Annotated in this window: 18 protein-coding genes; 2 read left to right on the top strand and 16 right to left on the bottom strand. The window is 33.4% G+C overall.

Annotated features, from left to right (window positions below; translation table 11 throughout):
- Positions 1–101: 101 nt before the first annotated feature.
- The 15 genes from rplT to pth form a co-directional block, all read right to left on the bottom strand.
- Entirely contained in the window at positions 102–458 is a 357-nt protein-coding gene (rplT, locus tag AC38BG_RS03565; protein ID WP_489937792.1) for a 50S ribosomal protein L20, read from the bottom strand.
- Positions 459–494: 36 nt separating this feature from the next.
- On the bottom strand, positions 495–695 hold the full coding sequence (gene rpmI, locus AC38BG_RS03560) for a 50S ribosomal protein L35 (RefSeq protein ID WP_489937791.1): 201 nt from the start codon (positions 693–695) through the stop codon (positions 495–497).
- A gap of 27 nt (positions 696–722) precedes the next feature.
- Positions 723–1,238: a translation initiation factor IF-3 gene (infC, locus tag AC38BG_RS03555; RefSeq protein WP_489937833.1), complete on the bottom strand. Its 516-nt coding sequence runs from the start codon at positions 1,236–1,238 to the stop codon at positions 723–725.
- A 537-nt stretch (positions 1,239–1,775) separates the two neighbouring features.
- Positions 1,776–3,524: a pyruvate oxidase gene (spxB, locus tag AC38BG_RS03550; RefSeq protein ID WP_489937790.1), complete on the bottom strand. Its 1,749-nt coding sequence runs from the start codon at positions 3,522–3,524 to the stop codon at positions 1,776–1,778.
- Between the two features lie 273 nt (positions 3,525–3,797).
- Positions 3,798–5,327, bottom strand: a complete 1,530-nt coding sequence (gene lysS, locus AC38BG_RS03545) for a lysine--tRNA ligase (RefSeq protein ID WP_489937789.1) — start codon at positions 5,325–5,327, stop codon at positions 3,798–3,800.
- An 18-nt stretch (positions 5,328–5,345) separates the two neighbouring features.
- A complete protein-coding gene (gene dusB, locus AC38BG_RS03540; protein ID WP_489937788.1) occupies positions 5,346–6,365 on the bottom strand; it encodes a tRNA dihydrouridine synthase DusB in 1,020 nt (339 codons plus the stop codon).
- An 81-nt stretch (positions 6,366–6,446) separates the two neighbouring features.
- Positions 6,447–7,331 carry an Hsp33 family molecular chaperone HslO gene (gene hslO / locus AC38BG_RS03535; protein ID WP_489937787.1) on the bottom strand — a complete coding sequence of 295 codons (885 nt, stop codon included), beginning with the start codon at positions 7,329–7,331 and terminating at the stop codon, positions 6,447–6,449.
- Positions 7,324–9,948 carry a YfhO family protein gene (locus AC38BG_RS03530; protein WP_489937786.1) on the bottom strand — a complete coding sequence of 875 codons (2,625 nt, stop codon included), beginning with the start codon at positions 9,946–9,948 and terminating at the stop codon, positions 7,324–7,326. Before AC38BG_RS03530 ends, hslO begins: the two co-directional genes overlap by 8 nt.
- A gap of 116 nt (positions 9,949–10,064) precedes the next feature.
- On the bottom strand, positions 10,065–12,152 hold the full coding sequence (gene ftsH / locus AC38BG_RS03525) for an ATP-dependent zinc metalloprotease FtsH (protein ID WP_489937785.1): 2,088 nt from the start codon (positions 12,150–12,152) through the stop codon (positions 10,065–10,067).
- 93 nt (positions 12,153–12,245) lie between these two features.
- The gene (gene tilS, locus AC38BG_RS03520; protein ID WP_489937784.1) at positions 12,246–13,514 is read right to left on the bottom strand and encodes a tRNA lysidine(34) synthetase TilS; all 1,269 of its coding nucleotides are present in this window, start codon (positions 13,512–13,514) and stop codon (positions 12,246–12,248) included.
- Between the two features lie 26 nt (positions 13,515–13,540).
- Positions 13,541–13,891 carry a S1 RNA-binding domain-containing protein gene (locus AC38BG_RS03515; RefSeq protein ID WP_489937783.1) on the bottom strand — a complete coding sequence of 117 codons (351 nt, stop codon included), beginning with the start codon at positions 13,889–13,891 and terminating at the stop codon, positions 13,541–13,543.
- A complete protein-coding gene (locus AC38BG_RS03510) occupies positions 13,888–14,265 on the bottom strand; it encodes an FtsB family cell division protein (protein WP_489937782.1) in 378 nt (125 codons plus the stop codon). Before AC38BG_RS03510 ends, AC38BG_RS03515 begins: the two co-directional genes overlap by 4 nt.
- 63 nt (positions 14,266–14,328) lie before the next feature.
- Positions 14,329–14,568 (bottom strand): RNA-binding S4 domain-containing protein, encoded by a 240-nt coding sequence (locus tag AC38BG_RS03505; RefSeq protein ID WP_489937781.1) that lies wholly within the window; start codon positions 14,566–14,568, stop codon positions 14,329–14,331.
- Positions 14,569–14,571: 3 nt separating this feature from the next.
- Positions 14,572–18,063, bottom strand: a complete 3,492-nt coding sequence (gene mfd, locus AC38BG_RS03500; RefSeq protein ID WP_489937780.1) for a transcription-repair coupling factor — start codon at positions 18,061–18,063, stop codon at positions 14,572–14,574.
- A gap of 1 nt (position 18,064) precedes the next feature.
- The gene (gene pth, locus AC38BG_RS03495; RefSeq protein WP_489937779.1) at positions 18,065–18,622 is read right to left on the bottom strand and encodes an aminoacyl-tRNA hydrolase; all 558 of its coding nucleotides are present in this window, start codon (positions 18,620–18,622) and stop codon (positions 18,065–18,067) included.
- Positions 18,623–18,831: 209 nt separating this feature from the next.
- On the opposite strand from pth, the gene AC38BG_RS03490 reads away from it, so the two are divergent.
- Together AC38BG_RS03490 and cbpA are read left to right on the top strand one after the other, a co-directional pair.
- Positions 18,832–19,806, top strand: coding sequence for an L-lactate dehydrogenase (locus tag AC38BG_RS03490; protein WP_489937778.1), 975 nt, complete (start codon positions 18,832–18,834; stop codon positions 19,804–19,806).
- A gap of 139 nt (positions 19,807–19,945) precedes the next feature.
- Positions 19,946–20,635 carry a cyclic di-AMP binding protein CbpA gene (gene cbpA, locus AC38BG_RS03485; protein WP_489937777.1) on the top strand — a complete coding sequence of 230 codons (690 nt, stop codon included), beginning with the start codon at positions 19,946–19,948 and terminating at the stop codon, positions 20,633–20,635.
- Between the two features lie 44 nt (positions 20,636–20,679).
- On the opposite strand, the gene AC38BG_RS03480 is transcribed toward cbpA, so the two are convergent.
- Complete coding sequence (locus tag AC38BG_RS03480; protein ID WP_489937776.1) at positions 20,680–21,615, bottom strand: AAA family ATPase; 936 nt, start codon at positions 21,613–21,615, stop codon at positions 20,680–20,682.
- Positions 21,616–21,705: the final 90 nt, after the last annotated feature.

Raw genomic sequence — 21,705 nt, 5'->3', positions numbered from 1 at the left:
CAAAAATAAGTTTGGTTTAGAAATTTTGTATAGTATGTGTCAATATTTTTATGCAATCAAAAAGACCAGGAATCACTTCCTGATCTTAAATCAAAATAGACTTAATTTAATGCTTTTTTAGCAGTATTAGCTAATTCAGCAAATGTCTTTTCATCGTTGTATGCAATATCAGCTAACATCTTACGGTTGATATCAACACCTGCCAACTTCAAACCATGCATCATCTTGCTGTAAGAAATATCATTCATACGAGCTGCTGCATTGATTCTTGCAATCCATAACTTTCTGTAATCTGACTTACGCTTGCGACGGTCACGAAATGCATACTTATATGATACAAATAATTGAGTACTTGCTGCTTTAAATTGTACGTGCTTTGAACCACGGTAACCTTTAGCAAGCTTTAAAAGCTTCTTACGACGCTTACGTGTAACTGTTCCACCTTTAACTCTAGGCATTTAAAATTCCTCCTAATATCGTATTAAACTATTATATTAACGCATTTGGGATAGCATTTGCTTGATGCGCTTAAAGTCACTATGTGAAACCATTGCTGCTTTTCTCAAATGACGACGTTGCTTTTTAGTCTTACCGTGGAAACGGTGGCCAGTAAATGCGTGATGACGCTTTAAACCACCATTAGCTGTTCTCTTAAAACGCTTTGCAGAAGCGCGGTGTGTTTTTTGTTTAGGCATTGTTTGATATCCTCCAATTAAAAATTTTTATTTTTTATCTTTATCACTTTTAGGAGCTAGCATCAAAAACATACTGCGTCCTTCCATCTTTGGCTTTGAAATTACAGTAGCCAAGTCAGAAGTAGCTTCAGCCATCTTTTCTAATACTTGTTGTCCTAATTCCTTATGAGTGATTGCTCGACCTCTGAAGCGAATTGAAACACGCACTTTAGCGCCTTCTTTGCTCAAGAATTTTCGAACATGGTTCAATTTAGTGTCGAAGTCATTGCCTTCGATTGTTGGACTCAAGCGAATTTCTTTTACACTAATTGTCTTTGACTTTTTACGGGACTCACGAAGCTTTTTTTGTTGTTCAAATCGATACTTCCCATAATCCATAATGCGTGCTACAGGTGGCTTTGCATTAGGTGAAATCAATACTAAATCTAAGCCTGCATCCCTTGCTTGACGCAATGCATCCATCTTAGTCATAACACCAACTTGCTGACCACTTTCGCCTATCAAACGAACTTCGCGTGCGCGAATATCTTCGTTTAAGATCAGATTCCTTGAAATAACTATTCACCTCCATAATAATTTGAGGACAAGAAAAAGACGGGCATATTGCAACCCGCCTTTAATAATCAACAGAAACTATTGTATGTACCAAGAGGTTTTATTAACATTGGCGAGAGGCGGGAGCCTCTTCTTGTTCTCAACTGTTTAAAAATTATACGCTGTTAAAACACAGCTGTCAAATTATATAGTGATTAGTATCAATGTCTTTTAGCTAAGAGTCCCTTGTAAGCAATCTCTCTTGCTGGAGTATTTTCTACTTTTATTAAATCAGCAATTTTCTCAATATTTGCATCTTGCAATGCTTTAGTCATTATCTTTTTTTGTTGGATTCCATCCTTCCAAATGCTCTACTTCAACAGCAGTTCTAATTGCATAATAAGTATCTTTATCAGCAATATATACACCCTGAATGGTCTGATCTTTATCGTTAATTGCAAGCGTATGAAGGGTGCAAAGTATCTAAAAGCTTGCTAGCTTTCATATTTATATTATGCCATATATAAAGAGGTGAATTTTAAAACTTTACTTCACATTAAACTTTTCAAGCAATTTTTCTACAGGAATTAAGTCTTGTGCATGATATTTCTTAACAAATTCATCAACTTGTTCTTGGCTATGGTTTTCATCTGCTTGCAATATCAAGTTTTCAGAAGGAATTGGGCGATCATTTGAAATCTTCACATCAATCACAACTGGTACCTTAGCATCTGCTGCTTCATCAAATGCCTTTTTTAATTCATCGGCTGTGCGAACTTCATAACCTTTTGCACCTAACGCTTTTGCAGCATCACCAAAGTCGGCATCTAACAAATCAACACCATATAAAGGTTGTGGTTTATCTTCTTGTTCACCTTCAATAAATCCTAATGAATCATTTGATAATACTACATTGATAATTGGTTCATGATATTTAACTTGACTAATCACATCTTGCATTACCATTGCAAAACCACCATCACCACTAATTGAAAATACTTGACGATTTGGATATGACTCTATAGCACCCATTGCTGCAGGCAAACCATAACCCATAGTTGCATACCAAGCAGAAGTAGTAATTTTTTGAGTTGGTTTCATCTTTAACAAACGATAACTATCAATAGTTACATTACCAACATCTACAGAAAAGATTGCATCGTCTTTGGCAATGCGGTTAATTTGACCAAAGACAGCATCTGGTTGCAATGGCTCACTAGTTAACTGCGCTCTTTTATCTAGCCAGTCAACCCAATTTTTCTTATCTTCAACCATTGCATCATAATATGGACGAGATTCAACGTTGCCGCTTTTTTCAACCATTGCTTTTAGAGTTTCTTTAGCATCAGCTAAGATCCCTAAGTCTACATGGTGACGACGTCCCATATTGCTTGGGATATTATCTACTTGGATAAACTTAGCATTAGGGCTTAAGAAAAATCCTGCAAAAGGCATATTAGTTCCAATAAACAATACTGCATCAGCCGTCTTTGAAGCATCATCTCCAGGTTTAGATGCAACACGAGCAGTACTGCCTAAGTATGCTTTTTCAGAATCAGCAATAACCCCTTTTGCAATAGCAGATGAAATCATTGGAATCTTTAATTTATCTGACAATTGTTTTAATTCTTTGCCAGCATCTTTTGCACCCATCCCAAAGAAAATTAATGGACGCTTTGCATTAGTTAAAATTTCAACTGCTTTTTCTACATCAGTCATTTCTGGATGACGGTGTTCTTTAGTAAACTTGAAAGTTTTGGCAGTTGATTCAAAAGTATCATCAATCTCAGTCCAACCAAAGTCTTTTGGAATAATAACTGTTGCAACACCAGATTTTTCATAAGCTTGTCTGATCGCTTCATCAACTACAGCTGGCAATTGCTCAGGAGTCATTACTGTGCGATTATATACTGAAACATCCGCAAACATTGGCTCTTCATCCATTTCTTGGAAGTAGTGAGTGTTCATCATAGATGAAGGCACTTGTCCAATTAATGCAAGTACAGGTGCATGGTCATGTTTTGCATCGTATAATCCATTAAGCAAATGCACTGCACCAGGTCCAGCTGAACCAAAGGTTACACCAATTTTTCCAGTTAATTTTGCCTCACCAGAAGCAGCTAGTGCACCAACTTCTTCATGGCGCACTTGGATATATTTCATGGTTTTTTGTGAATCATATAAAGCATTCATTGTTGAATCAAAAGATCCACCTGGCAAACCAAAGATATGGTCGACATCCCAATCACTTAATACTTTTATCATTGCATCTGAAGCATTAATTTTATTAGTCATTTTAATTTCTCCTATATTTTTACTTACTTTTAGTAAGTATTATATACAGACTAATTTTAAAATGCAATAATTTATACTTGCAAAAAATCCATATAACAAAAAAGCCTTCTACCCATGAATAAACATGAATAAAAGACTTTATTGGTCAGCTTTTTACCTTAATTAAACTAAATTGGTGTAAAAATGGTGTATACACAACATTTTCTCTATTAAATTGAAGATCAAAAGTTAAATTACAATTTTCCAAAAGCCATGATATAACTGAGTTTTCAATTATTTATCAAGGTCTTTGAATTCGTCAACTACTTTTTCTGGACGCATTGTTGGGAACAATAATACATCCCTAATTGCAGGAGCATCAGTCAAAAGCATTACCAAACGGTCAATACCAATTCCTAATCCACCTGTAGGAGGCATACCATATTCCAAAGCTCTAATATAATCTTCATCGATAATATCAGCTTCATCATTTCCAGCTTCACGTTCCTTCATTTGAGCTTCAAAACGTGATCTTTGATCAATAGGATCATTTAATTCACTAAAAGCATTACCATATTCTTCACCCATGATGTAGATTTCAAAACGATCAGTAAATCTAGGATCTTGCTTATTTTTCTTAGCAAGTGGTGAAATTTCAACTGGATGACCATATACAAATGTAGGATCCACAATAGTATTTTCTACAAATTCTTCAAAGAAGGCATTGATAATATGACCTACTTTCCAGAATGGTTCAACCTTAATGTGATGTTCTTCAGCAATTTTCTTTGCTTCATCTAATGTCATTGGTTGCCAGAAGTCAACATCAGTTTGTTCCTTGATTAAATCAACCATATGAGCTCTTCTAAATGGATGACCTAAGTCAATTTCAGTTCCTTGGTAGTTTATTTTACCATCTTTTGATACAACTTTAGCAGCAGCACGAATAATACCTTCTGCTTCATCCATAACATCTTTGAAGTCAAAATATGCAGCATAGGTTTCAAGTTCAGTAAATTCAGGGTTGTGGTGTGTATCTAATCCTTCATTTCTAAATACTCGACCAATTTCGTATACTCGCTCCATGCCACCAACGATCAATCTCTTTAATGGTAATTCCAAAGCAATTCTCAAATATAAGTCAATGTCTAACGCATTATGATGAGTAACAAATGGTCTAGCTTCTGCACCACCTGGAATATTATGCAACACTGGAGTTTCAACTTCCAAAAAGTCTTTGCTATTCAAATAATCTCTAATTGCTTGAATAATCTTAGTGCGGTGTACAAAACGCATATAACTATCATGGTTAGCAATTAAGTCCAAGTATCTTTGACGATAAATTTGTTCTACATTTTGTAAACCATGGTATTTATCGGGCAACGGACGCAAAGCTTTTGACAAAAAAGTAATATGACGTGCTCTAATAGTTAGCTCGCCAGTATCGGTCTTCATAACATCGCCTTTTATGCCTAAAAAGTCACCAATATCAGCTTTTTTGAAGATCTTGTAGTTGTCTTCGCCTACTACATCTTTTCTAACATAAATTTGAATCTTGCCAGTTCTGTCATATAAGTCTGCAAAACCAACTTTACCCTTGCCTCTTTTTGCAAGCATTCTACCTGCAATAGTGGTTTCTGGCATTTCTTCATTTAATTCGTCTTTATCTTCTTTAGCATATTTTTCATCAAGAGTTCTTGCTAAATCTTTTCTTTCAAAACGACTGCCAAAAGGATCAATTCCTTCTTCTCTTAATTCATTCATCTTTTGGCGACGAACTAGGAGTTGGTCATTAATTTCACTGTTTTTATTCTTATTTGCCACTTTATTTCCTCCAATTATTTACTTTGTCAAGGCTCTATTTTGACGCATTTGTTCACGTTTTTCATATGTTTCAACAAATTCATCTAATAAATCAGTTGCTTCTTGAAAGGTCCATACTTCATTTATTTTAGCACGAGTTCTAGCAGAACGTGGAATTCCTTTTAAATAATAAGCAGCTTGCTGTCTAAATTCTGGTACCGCGACTTTTTCGCCTTTTAATTCAACTAGGCCTTGTAGCTGATGTTTTGCAGTCGCAACTTTTTCTCTCACTGTTTGTGGAATCAGTTTTTCACCAGTATCGATATAGTGTACCATGTCTTTTATCATCCAAGGATTACCAAGTGCGGCTCTTCCTACCATCACTGCAGTTGCTCCAACTTCATCTAACATTTTTTTTGCAAGTTCTGGAGTTGTCACATCCCCATTTCCTACAAATGGAATAGTTAGATTCTGTGCAACTTCATGTAAAATCTCCCAGTCAGCTTCACCTTGATACATTTGTTTTCGAGTTCTACCATGCATCGCTAACATGCTAGCTCCTGCTTCTTGTGCAGCAAGTGCATTTTCAACTGCAAAAACATGTTTTTGATCCCAGCCAATTCGCATTTTTACAGTGACTGGTTTTTCCACATTTTGCACTACAGCATGAACCATTTGATAAATTTTGTTTGCATCTAATAACCATTTAGACCCAGAGTCTGTTTTTGTAACTTTGGGTACAGGGCATCCCATATTGATATCAATAATATCTGCATCAGTATGCTGGTCAACATATTGTGCTGCCTGCAATAAAGTATCCTCAGTTCCACCAAAAATTTGAATACTCATAGGGTGTTCTAGCGGGCTTACCTGCATCATATTAAGTGTTTTTTTGTTTCGATAAATAATTCCATGGTCTGAAATCATTTCGCAAACTACTAATCCAGCACCGAATTCTTTGCATATTAAACGAAAAGCTGTGTTAGAAACTCCTGCCATTGGAGCCACCACAACTTGGTTAGGAATGGTAATATCTCTAATTTTCCAACTTTTTGCCACGTAATTTCTTCCTTTCAACTTATATAATAATATCAAAAAAGCCCTAGAGTACAAACTACAAGGACTCTTGTTAAAAAAATATTACTTTTTAGTTAGTTTTTTGGCCAAAATATCTTTTAAATCTTGCTCACTATATTGATATTTATTACCACAGAATTGGCAAACTAACTCTGCACCATGATCTTCATCAATCATTTCTTTTAGTTCGCTACCTTTTAGAGTTTCTAACATTTTAGCAAACTTTGCTTTAGAGCAATCACATTTAAAAGCAACTGGATCTTTTTCTAAGATTTTACAATCATCACCCAAGATTTTTTTAGCTAATTGCTCTGGAGTTACATTATCTAATAATAATTCAGAAATATGTGGCAATGCCTTTATTTTCTTTTCCACCTCGGCTAACAATTCATCAGATGCACCTGGCAATGCTTGCAAAATAAAACCACCAGCAGCACCAATAGTATTATTTGGGTTAACAAAAACAGATAATCCAACAGCTGATGGAATTTGTTCAGATTTTGCTAAATAATAAGTAAAATCTTCTGCAATCTCGCCACTAACAATTGGCACTTCACCAGTATATGGCTCTTTTAATCCCATATCTTTAGTTACTTGCAGCCAGCCTTTACCAACAGCCTTTTTTACATCAATGTGCCCATCTTTTCTAGGAGGCAATGCGATATGTGGATTTTGAATATAGCCTTTTACAGTATAATTAGCACGCCCTGTCGCAATAGTTGCTCCAACTGGTCCATCGCCTAATAATCTAACTGTTAATTCTTGATTGCCAGTTAACTCACTTGCGGCTAATAATAATGTTCCAATTAATGTTCTACCCAATACTGCAGAAGATGCACTCCAAGTATCATGTCTTGTTTGAGCTTCACTAACTAAGCTTTTAGCATTTACGGTCATTAATCTTAATGTTTTTGTTTTATCAATTGCTTTAATTAAGTAGTCACTCATGTTCTTTTCTCCTAACTGTTACATATACTATAGCTAAAATAAAACCTAACATACTAATAATTAGCCCTGCTTTAAAGCCTGGAGTTCTATATTTTAATACAATGTTATGATGTCCTGAAGCCATTTTTATGCCAATAAATAAATTCAATGTTTTTGTGATTGGAACATTTTTTCCATCAACACTTACACTCCAGCCAGGGGCATAGGGAATAGTAGTTACTAAACTTTGACCTTTTTTAATGTCTATAGAACCTGATAAATAATTATCTTTAAAGATTCGCAGATTCCACTTATTTTTTTGTGCTGTATTTATCGCTTTAGCTAAATTAGCAGTATTTATTAAAACTAATTTAGGAATTCTAAAAGTCAATACATGGCTATATTGTGGACTAATTATTGCCTTAAAAATAATATTACCTTTTGCATTAGCACGAACTCCAATTGGTTGATAGGTCTGAGGCTGAGTATTAATTAATTTATTATTGACAAATAACTGAATAGGTCTAATACGATTTTTAGGAGTGTGGTATTCAGTCAAGGCATCAGTATAAGGCATAAAACTCCCATCTAGCATAATATAAGCTGATTGATTGGGCTTTAGTCCAGTATATTTAAATACCATAGTTCCATATTTTTCTGGTTTTATTTTTGAACTGTCAAAATAAGCTACTGATTTTTTTAATTTAATATTTTTGGTAGTTAATGTTGGATTTGTTCCATAAGACAAGACTTTTTCTTTAATTCCAGTTAGACTATCGATCACATTATTTTGATTCAGAATAGGATCTGTTGCAGATAACTTAATATTATTAGATAAATTTCCTGAAAATCCTAATGGTAAAGCTTGCAATTTATATACAGTATACGGATTTTTCTTTACTAATACTGAATTATTTTTTAAATCATCTCTCAATCCATAGCTAATATATTGTGGAGAAATCTTTTGATTAGGAATAGCACTATTTATAAAAATCTTATTACCAAAAATTGCATCAGTTACTTGAGTTCCACTCTGATAAAAATAATAATAACCAAAACCAGATAAACCCAAATCAGAGTAAAAACCACTTAATTTTGGATTATTATTTGAAGAAAAGATCTCATCCCCACGATAATTAAAAGTATAGCTTTCACCACGATCATTATTTAAAAAGTAATTTTTAGCAATTCTTTGATCTTTATATTGTGCAGGAATTTTTGCAATTAAAGCTTGATTTTGTGAAATATATGATGAATAAAAATTGTCTTTGATCCCATATGGTTTTATCCAGCTATAGCCATTAAGTACTATTTCACCTACTCCAACAAGGCAGAGCGCTATTTTATAAGATGATTTATCAGCATGAATCAATAAAACCATGAACACTGGTATTAAAACTAATGTCAGTATCATATAAATATTGAATGTGTTAGCTGTTTTTCTCAAAAAACTAGCAATGACAGCTAAAATTAATACTATGCTAGTTGAAATTAAGATATTTTGCCTAGTAAATGAATTTTGAGCTAGTTCTTTGCTTGCTAATAATAATGCCCAAAAAATAATCAAAAAAGTAAATCTATAAGGAAATGAAACTGGCTGTTGATAACCATGCCATAACAAATACAGTCGTGTACTAGTTAAACTGGCAACAAATATTAATCCAATTACACCATTCAATAATTTTTCTTTAATTGAATTATGTGAATCCAAAAAATATGTAATAAACAAAATCAAAATTATAGTACTAGTGAATAAAGTAGGCATTGTAGTATCAATATCACCCATAAATAATTTGGAAATTGTTTGTCTAAAAACCAGCTCAGAATCTAACTTAAAAGTTGCAGTACCTGCTACATTCAATTTATTACTTTTTAAATTCAAGAAAGTTGGCAATAATACAAAGCTACTAATTAAACCAGAAAGCACTGAACTGATAATAAACCTGCAAGTTTGTCTCCAAAAAGTTTTCCAATTATCAAATCTAATAATTGTCATATATAAAAAGGCAATGACTAAAAAGCCACAAATCATATAGGCAATATAGTAATTAGCAATGATAGTTACTGCAAGTAATATTATGTATAACAATCTTTTATCTTTGAAGATTAGCTGATACAAGCAATAAATTAAAATTGGCAATAATATTATTCCATCTAGCCACATCAAATTGCCAAAATATGACATTACATATGCGCTTAGTCCATAGCACAGACCTAAAAAAATTGGATAGATATTGTCTTCAAATTTAAATAATTTTGAAACTGTCCAAGTAAATGTGCCACTGGCAACAGCAATTTTTAACCAAATAATGATATATAATGCAATATTTATTTTGCTAGCAGGAAATAGCAAAATTATTAGATTAAATGGACTTAGTAAATAATAGCTGATATTACCAGCCATAGATCCACCTAATCCATTTGAAAAACTATAGCTAATTTGACCTAAATGAGTCCACATATAACGATAATACTGGAAAAATGATAGATATTGATCAGGCAAATCTCCAGAAAATATCACTCCACCAAAGATTGGATTGTTGCTAGTAATAGTTGTAATTGCACAAAATACAATTGCACAAATTAACCCACTTAAAATACTTAATTGCATTTTATTTAAAGTTCTTAATCGTTTCATATTTATAACTTTCCCTATTTTGCTTATGCATATTAAATATAATAGTATTTTCTGCAAAACAAAACCCCTTTTTGACTAAATTATGTCAAAAAGAGGTTTATTTATTTTATGAAGTTTTATTCATCATCTGTATCATCGTCTGGTTGATCAGGTGTTCCTCCAGCTTGATCAGGATTTTGTGCAGAAGTAATTTCATCATCATTATTTGAATCAGCATTTTCTTCTCTTTCTTGATCTTTTTTCTCCATCGCTGCTTTTGCTTCTTCATAAGTTGAAGCACCATTTTCGCTAGGATATTCACTATCTGCAGGAGCAGGCATTTTACCAGTCTTATACAAAGATTGAATTTGCTTCTCATTCAAAGTTTCATACTTGAGCAAAGCTTCAGCAATTAACTTGTGCAAATCACGATGAGATTCAATAATCTTACGAGCAGTTTCATGACCATCATCTAAAATCTTCTTAATTGCTTCATCAATTCTTGCGGCAGTAGCTTCACTATATGGTTTAGTAGCATATTGAGTATCAGCTTTTTCTAGTTCAGCTAAACCAACATCACTCATTCCATATTGAACTACCATACCACGTGCAATATTTGTAGCTTGTTCAAAGTCGTTTGAAGCACCAGTTGATTCACTTCCAAATTCAACTTCTTCACCAGTTCTACCACCCATAAGACCAGCAACTTGTTCCATTAATTGCTTTTTGGTCAACAAAAATTGGTCATCTTTAGGTAACATAATGTTATAACCACCAGCACGACCGCGTGGTACTATAGTCACTTTTCGAACTGTTCTAGAATCACTTAAAACTAAACCAACAATAGCATGTCCAGCTTCGTGATATGCGACCATGCGTCTTTCTTTATCAGAAATTACGCGATCTTTCTTAGCAGGTCCTGCAATTACACGGTCTTCTGCTTCATCAATATCACTTTGGTTGATTTCTGTCTTGTTTCTTCTTGCAGCAACTAATGCAGCTTCATTCAAAACGTTTTCTAGATCAGCACCAACAAATCCTGGAGTTTGACGAGCAACTTCTTTTAAGTCAACATCTGCACCCAGTGGTTTGTTTTTGGCATGAACTTTTAAGATAGCTTCACGACCTTTAACATCAGGTCTACCGACTAAAACTTTACGGTCAAATCTGCCTGGACGAAGCAAAGCTGGATCTAGGACATCAGAACGGTTAGTAGCTGCCATAACAATGACACCTTCATCACCTTCAAAACCATCCATTTCAACTAATAGTTGGTTTAAAGTTTGTTCACGTTCATCATTTCCACCGCCGATTCCATTACCACGACGACGTCCAATAGCATCAATTTCATCAATAAAGATGATACTTGGAGAGTTCTTTTTAGCATTAGCAAACAAATCACGTACACGTGATGCACCAACACCAACAAACATCTCAACAAAATCAGAACCAGATATTGAGAAAAATGGAACTCCAGCTTCACCAGCTACAGCTTTTGCAAGTAAAGTTTTACCAGTTCCTGGAGGCCCTTCAAGTAAAACACCAGAAGGTATTCTAGCCCCAAGTTTCAAGTATTTTGATGGATCTTTCAAAAATTCGACAACTTCGACTAACTCTTGCTTTTCTTCTTCTTCACCAGCAACATCTGAAAAACGAACTTTATTCTTAGTTGGATCTTCTGGTTTGACTTTAGATCTACCAAAGTTCATTACTCCACCGTTGCCACGACCAGCACCTGATTGACTCATCATCATCCATAACATGACAACGAAGATAATCGTAGGCACAATCATTACAAGCGTAGAAATCCAAGCACCAGATTGTGATTCACCTTGAGAGGTAATTCCAGTTCCATTTTTTTGAGCAATACTTTCAACTGTTTTAACACTTGAGTCATTTGGAAGCATTGTTGTAGTAAACTTGGTTACCTTTGATGAAGCATTACCGCCGCCAAGGAAATCCATAGCATTTCCAGAAGTTTTTTCCGCTTTTTGTGCTTTTTTAAATGTACCAGATACACTATATACACCATTTGAAGGCTGAACGCTAAAGTTTTTAACTTTTCCTGCTTTTAAATCATTTACAAATTCGGAGTATTTAATGGTCTCACTAGCACCGCTTCCGCGATTGCCACCTAAAGCCCAATTAATTCCACCTAAAAGTAAAATGAAAATTATGATGTAGAAAAGGCCATTTGAAAATAGTCGATTTCTATTATTTTTCATGTAAAACCTCCATGAAGTTTTTTTGATTACCTTAAAAATTCTAACACAATTAGCAATGTGTAACTAACTTTTTATACTAACTTAATTAGGTATTTAAATTTTATTGACTAACATAATACCATATGTTACTTGATTTGGTTTAATATCTTGATTTTGATAAGCTTTTTGCACAAAAAGTGTTTCTTCACTTGTTTGATCATAAATACTTAAACAAGTTGACCGCAATAAAAACGGTACTTGTTTTGCCGCAAATATTTTTTTGGCCTTAGTATGGTGTTTATTTGCTAAAAATAATTTTGTACCTGGTTGAATTGATCCATAAGCAAAGGCAATATCAGGTGCTGCATTAAATTTTCCTATAATATCATTGTTATTTTTAGGATTTGTTACAATTTTAAAAGTTTTTTGACCAAATACAAAAGGTACATTTATTTTGATATTTTTTTGTGCTTGATAAAACAAGTTAGTTTTTTTGATTAAATAAATATATTTAGAAGTTTCACTAATCACAAATCCATGAGTTTGCTTTTTGTTTGTTAAATTAACATGCCTTTTCCATTTGTCCCAGATGAGTTGTTCATACAAGTATGTTTGTTCAGCTATATTAAATTTTTGCAAATCTTGTTTATTAATTTGGATGCTATCTGCTAAAAATGGAACAATTTTGACATTAGAAAAGGCTTTTTTAGCAAGCTGAGTTAATAAATCCATTTGAGTTGTAAAGTGATCAACTTTTTCAGACAAATTATTAGAATTAACCTTTAAAATGGGCTCTACTTTATGTCGTAAAATATTTCTTAAAGTAATATCTTGATTGTTAGTATGGTCAATAATGTATGATATTTTGCGGCCTTGGTCATATTTCAATAAAGTCTTTTTATCATACATTAATAATGGTCTTATAACTAAAACACCATTTATTTTGTTAATTGCATGTAATGAATTCATCTCTTCTGGATAGCCAGAGCGCATGAATTTTAACAAAATATTTTCTAATAAATCATCATTATGATGGGCTGTGGTGATGAAATCAGCTTCTGTTTTTTTTGCTAAATCTGTTAAAAATTTATACCGCATTTTGCGAGCTGCTGCTTCTAGTCCAGTTTTGGGATGCAATTTTTTCTCCCAAATATAATTTACTAGTTCAATGGAATTATTTTCACAATAATTAGTTAAAACTTCCATTTCCTGATAACTATCTGGCCTCATTAGATGATCTACATGAGCGGCAATTATTTCTGCCTTTGTTTGATGCAACATATCTAATAATGCCATTGAGTCAGGGCCTGCAGAAGTTGCAACAATGATTTTTTGTTTATTTAGATCAATCTTGTGATCATTAAAAAAAGTCTCAATTTTCATTTTCAATCCTATAAAAAAGATGACCTTTATTGGTCATCTCTTAATTTTTGTAATTCACTTTCATCAGTTATCAATGTTTGTGCTAATTTTTCCATTAGTTTTTCTGGTTCAATTTCTGAAAATTGATTGGTTGGATCAACTATTTCAGGATTATTCACTTGCATATATGATAAACTAATTTTTCCATTATGAATATTAGTAATAACGACTCTAACTTCTTGACCTATTTCAAACCTTGATCGCTGACGTGGCCATTGATTGGCAAAATCTCCATGAAATATTAACCCATGTCGCTTGTCAGAAAGTGTCACGAAAATGCCCAAGTCAGTTATGTTATTGACAACTCCCGTTATTCTTTGTCCAATTTCATATTTCATTGATTTTCATCCGATTTTTCTGGAATATTATAAATAGTTTCACCTTTTTTAGAATAATAAAACTTATAACGAATTAATTTTGCCACATAATATGGATCATTTAAATCCATTTTTTTATCAGCTAATTCTTTATTTGTTTGACTTACTTGTGCTAATTGCTGCTTGCTAGATTGCACTTGTGTGTTGATTTTATGACTGACACTTAATGAACGTGCCAAACTAATCCCTAAGAATAATATAATGGCAGCAAAAGTTGCGTATATTTTATTTTTACGAACACGATGTACTTCTTTGATGTGTTGTTCAGCTTTTCTTTTTAAACGAGCGATTCTTTCTTCATCGCTCAACACATTATATATTCTAGGACCTTTCATTTTTTCATCTCAACTCCATATTACAAACTAGCTATAGTATATCAACTATGTTATTAAATGTCATTAATCAATTAATTCATATAAGTCGCTAGCTTCTGCTTTTTTGGTAGTTTCTCGGATATTTAAAACTTTGGCTTTAATTTGTCTAGTGCCAAATCCTACCTCAATCACATCACCTAATTTTACGTCATAGCTTGATTTCACAGTGCGTCTAACTTTTATACGTCCTTGATCAGCCATTTCTTTAGCAATAGTTCTTCTTTTTACTAATCTTGACACTTTTAAAAACTTATCTATTCTCATAATTTACCTCTGTACTATTTCACTTGCCATCATCAAAAAGTCATGTACTTCCATAAACAACAACCTATTTTTCATATCGGCTGGTATTTCTAGTAACACAACCAAATGCTTTTCTTGATTGATTGAAACTTTTGCTTTCATGCTTACATGTTCTAATGCTTTAAAAATATTTGGTCCTTCTAATTGACGGCTAGCATGATTATTAAATTCAATTTTAACTTGTCTCGGCTTTTTAGAAACCAAAATTGCCTGTGCTAAATCAGCTGCAGCTTTTAATTTTGAAACTGTTAACAAATTTTCAACAGCTTCTGGATAACTACCAAATCTATCTAGTAATTCATTTTCAACATTTTGGGCATCATCATCATTTTCAATTGCTTTTATCTTTTTGTAAATCTCAATTTTTTGCATTTGATCTTTGATATAGGTATCTGGAATATATGCCTCTAGGTGTACATCAACTTCACTATTTGATTTAACCAGCTTTTTCTTACCACGTTTTTGTTTAATTGCTTCATCTAGCATCTGTGAATATAAATCATATCCAACGCTATCAATAAAGCCATGCTGCTGCTTACCTAGCATGTTTCCTGCACCACGAATTGACAAATCACGCATAGCAATTTTGAACCCAGAACCTAATTGAGTAAAATCACGAATCGCATTCAATCGCTTTTCTCCAACTTCAGTCAGAACTTTATTTGGTTGATATAAAAAGTATGCATAAGCAAGCCTTGCACTACGTCCAATTCGTCCGCGCAACTGATATAGTTGACTTAAGCCATAATGGTCTGCATCTTCTACAATCAAAGTATTTACATTTGGCATGTCAATACCAGTTTCAATAATTGTAGTTGTAACTAAAATATCAAATTGTCGATTCAAAAAGCGATACAAAATATCTTCCATTTGGTTTTCATTCATTCGCCCATGAATAGCTTCAATTTTGGCTTGTGGAATTAACTTTTGCAACTTTTCCACAGTTTGGTCAATATCACTAATTTTATTATGTAAATAAAACACTTGTCCACCGCGCTGCATTTCACGCAAACACGCTTGTCTAATGACACTTGGAGTTTGCTCCATCACATAAGTTTGAATTGGATATCTATTAGTTGGTGGAGTTTCCATTACAGATAAATCGCGTGCCCCAACCATCGACATATGCAAAGTTCTGGGAATTGGTGTTGCAGTTAGTGTTAAGACATCGATATTTGCCTTTAATTGCTTTAATCTTTCTTTGTGTTTTACTCCAAAGCGTTGTTCTTCATCAATAATCAACAATCCTAAGTCTTTGAACTTAACATCTTTTGATAAAAGTCGATGTGTACCAACAACTAAGTCAATTTTTCCTTCTTTTAATTTTTCAATAATCTCTTTAGTTTCTTTACGTGTTTGAAAACGCGATAGCATGGCTACATTGACTGGAAAATCTTTGAATCGATCTTGAATTGTTTCAAAGTGTTGCTGTGCCAAAATTGTAGTAGGCACCAAAAAAGCTACTTGTTTACCATCTTGAATCGCTTTAAATGCAGCTCTCAATGCAACTTCAGTTTTGCCAAAACCAACATCTCCAACAACTAAACGATCCATTGGACGTGCTTGTTCCATATTTCCTTTAATTTCACTGACTGTCCGCAACTGGTCTGGTGTTTCAACATAAGGAAATGCACCTTCAAATTGTTTTTGCAAATCATTATCTTTTGAATATGCAAATCCCTTTTCAGCTTCTCTTTTTGCATATAAGTCAATTAATTCATCAGCAATATCCTCAACTTTTGATTGAACTCGCTTTTTAGTTTTAACCCACTCACTACTACCTAGTTTGTCAACATGTGGCCTATGGCCTTCAGATCCAACATATTTTTGAACTAGACGTAATTGATCAGCTGGGACAAATAATTGATCGTGATGTTGATAAGTAATTGTGATATAATCACGCTTTTTTCCATCAACTGTAAGAGTCTTAATCCCTTCAAATCTCCCGATACCATGGTTGACATGAACAACATAGTCGCCAGGTTTTAAGTCATTATAATTACGCAAACGTTGGGCGTTTTCAAGAGTTTGAATTCGGCGCTTTTTGTGGATTTGCTGGTTGAATAATTCTCGTTCAGTCAAATATACTAAATTAGCATTTGGTAAAACAAAACCTGTATTAAATTGCCCTACAATAACTTGGCTATGGTGCTCGATTATGTCATCTGCTTGATGAACTGGTGCATCGATATCAAAATCCGCAAAATTTTGGCTCATTTGACTAGCACGAATTTTATTATCAGCTTGCAAAATTACAGTTTGTTTAGCTTTGGCATAACCTTGCAATTCAGTTTTGATCATTGGCATTTGACTGAAGAATTGGTCAGGTATTCTAGTTTGCCAATTCAATAATTGACCAAAGCGCAATCTTCCCATACCTTTTTGAAAAGTCGATAAATAAAGTCTGCTATGAGTATCTTGTTTTAAGACTTTTTCTAAATCACTTCTTAAAACTTGGTGTGGCAACATCGCACCTAATTTTAATTCATCATCAAAAAAGCTTTTATTTTGTTGGTCAACTTCATCAGCTAATTTTTTGATTAAAGGCCAATCATCAAATATTACTAGTCCTTCTTTTGGTAAATATTCTAATAAACTCGCAGATTCAGGCAATAAATAATCAATTAAAAAGCTATAGTTTTCAGGAACATTGCCAGCTTTTAATTCATCTAATGTTGTTTGAAAATGATTTAAAATATCATCTTTTTTAGCAGGTGCATTGGCAATATCTGCTTGAATATTTTGATAAGCATTGGCAATATTTTTTTTAGTAAAAATCCTGTCACTTGCAGCAGGTATCTCAACACTCTCTAATGCTTGTGTGCTACGCTGATTAGCTGCATCAAATTGCTTGATTGTATCAACTTCATCTCCAAAAAACTCAATTCTTACTGGTTCTTGTTGATTAATTGGATAAATGTCTAAAATATCCCCACGCAAAGAAAACTCACCTGGTTTTGCAACCAATGAGTCTTTTTGATAACCAGCTTGAATTAACCATTTATTTAATTCAGTTAAGTCATATTGCATCCCAGATTTAAATATCTTAGTTGAATCAAGGTATTGTTTTTTAGGAGCTAATTTAAATTGCAATCCCTGAGCCGTAGTTACGATATAACCTGGTTTATTTTCTAATAAAAAATTTAACGCACTAACACGCTGTCCTAGTTCATCTGGGGATGCAACAGCACTTTGAGTTGCAATTGAATCATCCACTGGGAACATTTTAACCATGTTAGGCATAATTGATCCCATTTGACTAGCTAGGCTTTGAGCTTTGCTTTCTGTTTCTTCAATTAAAATAATTGTTTTATTTAATTGAGTAGCTATTTGCAATAGCAAAACCGCAATTGCACCGCTGTTAGTTCCTGTTAACAGCGAGTTTTTAACAGTAGGGATCTTTTTAATAAAGCTGCTCAAGTCTTTATCTTGAGCAATAATATCTGTAAGTTTCATTTTAATTATATTTATTCATCAAATAATTAGCATCTTTATTTGCGATAAACTCATCAATAATTGCCGCAGAAGTTTCAAACGCTTCATCCATCATCTTTTGTTGATCTTGGTTAAATGGTGTTAATACCCATGACACTACGCTAGTTTTTTCGGGATGACGAATTCCAATTTTTAAACGATTGAATTTTTGAGTGCCTAAATCGCGAATAATGCTCTTAATTCCATTATGTCCACCAGATTTTCCATCTTTACGAATTCTAATTTTTCCAATGGGCATATCCATATCATCTTGAATTATCAAAATATCTTGAGGATCAATCTTATAAAAATTAGCAACTTGGCTAATTGATCGACCAGATTCATTCATATAAGTTTGTGGCTCTAAAATAATTGCATCTTCGCCATTAATTTTTTCCTTAGAATATAAACCATCAAACTTATTTTGTGATAATTTTAGATTGTTTTTTTGTAAATAATGATCAATTGTCATAAAACCTGTATTGTGTTTTGTTCGATCATATTTTTTGCCTGGATTTCCTAATCCTGCAATTAACTTCATATAGTTTAAACTTCCTCATAACTTATTTATCCTTTAATTTTAACACAAAGCAAATATTAGCTATTAATGTTCTGCATATTCAATAATAGGTAAGCGATTACTATATTAAGAATTAGTTCAATATATACAAATTGTTAGTTTAAGTGTGTGTTGCATGTTATAATTGCTATGTAAAAATTCATTAATCATTCAAAAAGGAGCATATTTTAATGGTTAGAGACGAAAGACCTCATAAAGTTATTCTTGTTGGTGACGGTGCTGTAGGTTCATCTTACGCATTTGCCATGGTACAACAAGGTATTGCACAAGAATTAGGTATTGTTGATATTGTTAAAGATCGTACTAAAGGAGACGCAATTGACTTAGCAGATGCTACTCCTTGGACTGCACCAAAGAAGATTTATTCTGCTGAATACTCAGATGCAAAAGACGCTGACTTAGTTGTTATTTCAGCTGGTGCACCACAAAAGCCTGGTGAAACTAGACTTGATTTAGTAAACAAAAACTTGAAGATTTTAAGTTCAATTGTTGAACCAATCGTTGAATCAGGTTTCCAAGGTATTTTCTTAGTTGCTGCTAACCCAGTAGATATTTTAACTCATGCTACTTGGAAGATGTCAGGATTTCCTAAAGAAAGAGTTATTGGTTCAGGAACTTCACTAGATTCTGCTCGTTTGCAAAAAGTTATTGGTGAAATGGAAAACGTTGACCCAAGTTCTGTAAATGCATATATGCTTGGTGAACACGGTGATACTGAATTCCCTGTATGGAGTTACAACAATGTTGGTGGCGTAAAAGTTGCTGATTGGGTAAAGAATCACCCAGAAGTTGGCCAAAACAAACTAGAGGCTATCCATGATGAAGTTCGTGACATGGCTTACAAGATCATCAACTTAAAAGGTGCTACATTCTACGGTATTGGTACTGCATTAGCTAGAATTACCAAGGCAATTTTGCGCGATGAACATGCTGTATTACCATTGTCTGTTGATTTAGATGGTGAGTATGGTTTACATGATATTCATATCGGAACTCCCGCAGTAGTTGGCCGCACAGGATTAGAACAAATTATTGAAATGCCTTTAAGCGATGAAGAAAAGAAATTAATGAAAGCTTCTGCTGAACAACTTGAAGAAGTCATGACTAAAGCTTTCAAAGAAACTGGCGTTAAAGTTCGTCAATAATATTCTTAGTTCGAATTAGAGACCTTAGATAAGGTCTCTTTTTTTAGTCTAATATTTTCATATTTTCGTTATTTAACTTCAAATTTTTTTATGTTATAATTGTTTGAAGCAATTTCATATACGATTGGAGGCTACGTTCATGCTTATTAAATCTTTAGTTATCAAAAAAGATTATTTGACTACTGTAAATGAAAATGTCACATTAGCTGAAGCTTTAAAAGTTTTAGAAGATTCAGGTTATCGCTGTGTTCCTATCTTGGATGATAGTGGTAAATTATTTAGGGGTAATATTTACAAGATGCATATATACCGTCATAAATCACAAGGCGGGGATATGAATTTACCTGTTACATACTTATTGAAAAATGCCACAAAGACAATTAAAGTTGATTCACCATTTTTTAAAGTGTTTTTTAATATTAAAGACTTGCCTTATATAGCGGTATTAGATGAAGACAACACTTTTTATGGTATTTTAACTCACTCACGCTTACTTGATATGTTAAGTGATGCATGGAATATCAAGACTGGTTCATATGTATTAACAGTTTTATCTGATAATAATCGTGGTAATTTAGTTAAAATGTCAAAAATTATTTCAAAATATACTAATTTGGCAGGAGCTATGACATTAGATACTTCTGGTGAAGCTGCAGGTAATTTTGTTCGCCGAACATTATTTACACTCCCATCTGGTGTTTCTCAAGATACGATGAAGACAATTGTGGATAAATTAGAACGCAAGCACTTTGTAGTAGCTGAAGTTGAGGATTTGCAAGCTGGTGTTACCTTGCGTAACGATGAAAATCCTGGCGAATACCTAAATTAACAATAAAAAAAGACACTGTGGAAAAATTCCATAGTGTCTTTTTTTTACCAAATATGTAGTAGTCTGGTAGGATCTAGATTACTTAGATTAAATTGATGTACATGTTGATTTTTATTTACAGGAAATTCTTTAACAAAATCAGCTACATTAAACAATCCTGTTGAATATGTCCACACTCCACGCACTTTTCTAATCGGATCTAACATTTCATTTCTAATCGGATATGTTGAAATCAAGAAGTGCTTATGATGAAATTTAAATACAAAAAATGGTAGTTTAAACTCATTTATTGCTTCTTCTGGAGTTTTTGCAAGTGTAATCACATTTCTATATGAACCATATTGCTCGGTAAATTCATTATTAAATGAAAAATAGAAATTAGATATATGCACATGTGGAAAATCCTCTGGTCTTACTTTGTCTGGAATCGCAATAACATGTGCATAACGATCAAGATTGCTTTCTTTTTGGCTAAGAGCCCAATCCATTTGGTTAGGATATACTACTCGTGCCCAATCAGGAACTTCTGGATGTGCACGATATGCCTCATACATTTGCTTAACTACACTGGGTTTCACCCAATCATAATGCATTCGAATTTGATTGCGCTTAAGTAGATTTTCTAATGTATTATGTTGCATTAAATCCACAACATATAAGTCGTAACGATACTTATCAACAAATGGTTTAAAATGTTCGATCGCACTTGGTGCTATATGGGTACCATCTACAATAACTGTCTCACCATATGACATTTTATGTTCAACTAACTCATCTACCAGTTGCGCTGTTTTAACATTAACATGGCGTGGTATCACTTGATGCAAATAGTCTGCATCTTTTTGATAATAAACTGTTAAATCAGCCTGCAATAAGCGAATATCATCGCGACTAATTGCATATGGTAATAAATGATGGCGTGCAATAAAAGAAGACTTCCCCGAACCAGGCGCACCACGTAATAAGAATATTTTACGCATAAGGGTCCCCTTTACTTATAATAATTATTTGCTCGTTAAAATTTTACCATAAAAACTCATCAGCTGTAATGATCTTAGTGAAACTATAAG

Source organism: Lactobacillus sp. M44, from assembly GCF_058130005.1.
Note: the sequence above shows the minus strand (reverse complement) of the source record. Positions and strands in the feature narration are given on the sequence as shown.

Coding starts and splice junctions, on each gene's coding strand:
- tilS (WP_489937784.1), bottom strand. CDS start 13,514: ATGAAAATTGAGACTTTTTTTAATGATCACAAGATTGATCTAAATAAA.
- AC38BG_RS03480 (WP_489937776.1), bottom strand. CDS start 21,615: ATGCGTAAAATATTCTTATTACGTGGTGCGCCTGGTTCGGGGAAGTCT.
- hslO (WP_489937787.1), bottom strand. CDS start 7,331: ATGAGTGACTACTTAATTAAAGCAATTGATAAAACAAAAACATTAAGA.
- pth (WP_489937779.1), bottom strand. CDS start 18,622: ATGAAGTTAATTGCAGGATTAGGAAATCCAGGCAAAAAATATGATCGA.
- spxB (WP_489937790.1), bottom strand. CDS start 3,524: ATGACTAATAAAATTAATGCTTCAGATGCAATGATAAAAGTATTAAGT.
- AC38BG_RS03515 (WP_489937783.1), bottom strand. CDS start 13,891: ATGAAATATGAAATTGGACAAAGAATAACGGGAGTTGTCAATAACATA.
- AC38BG_RS03505 (WP_489937781.1), bottom strand. CDS start 14,568: ATGAGAATAGATAAGTTTTTAAAAGTGTCAAGATTAGTAAAAAGAAGA.
- AC38BG_RS03490 (WP_489937778.1), top strand. CDS start 18,832: ATGGTTAGAGACGAAAGACCTCATAAAGTTATTCTTGTTGGTGACGGT.
- rplT (WP_489937792.1), bottom strand. CDS start 458: ATGCCTAGAGTTAAAGGTGGAACAGTTACACGTAAGCGTCGTAAGAAG.
- rpmI (WP_489937791.1), bottom strand. CDS start 695: ATGCCTAAACAAAAAACACACCGCGCTTCTGCAAAGCGTTTTAAGAGA.
- cbpA (WP_489937777.1), top strand. CDS start 19,946: ATGCTTATTAAATCTTTAGTTATCAAAAAAGATTATTTGACTACTGTA.
- ftsH (WP_489937785.1), bottom strand. CDS start 12,152: ATGAAAAATAATAGAAATCGACTATTTTCAAATGGCCTTTTCTACATC.
- AC38BG_RS03530 (WP_489937786.1), bottom strand. CDS start 9,948: ATGAAACGATTAAGAACTTTAAATAAAATGCAATTAAGTATTTTAAGT.
- mfd (WP_489937780.1), bottom strand. CDS start 18,063: ATGAAACTTACAGATATTATTGCTCAAGATAAAGACTTGAGCAGCTTT.
- AC38BG_RS03510 (WP_489937782.1), bottom strand. CDS start 14,265: ATGAAAGGTCCTAGAATATATAATGTGTTGAGCGATGAAGAAAGAATC.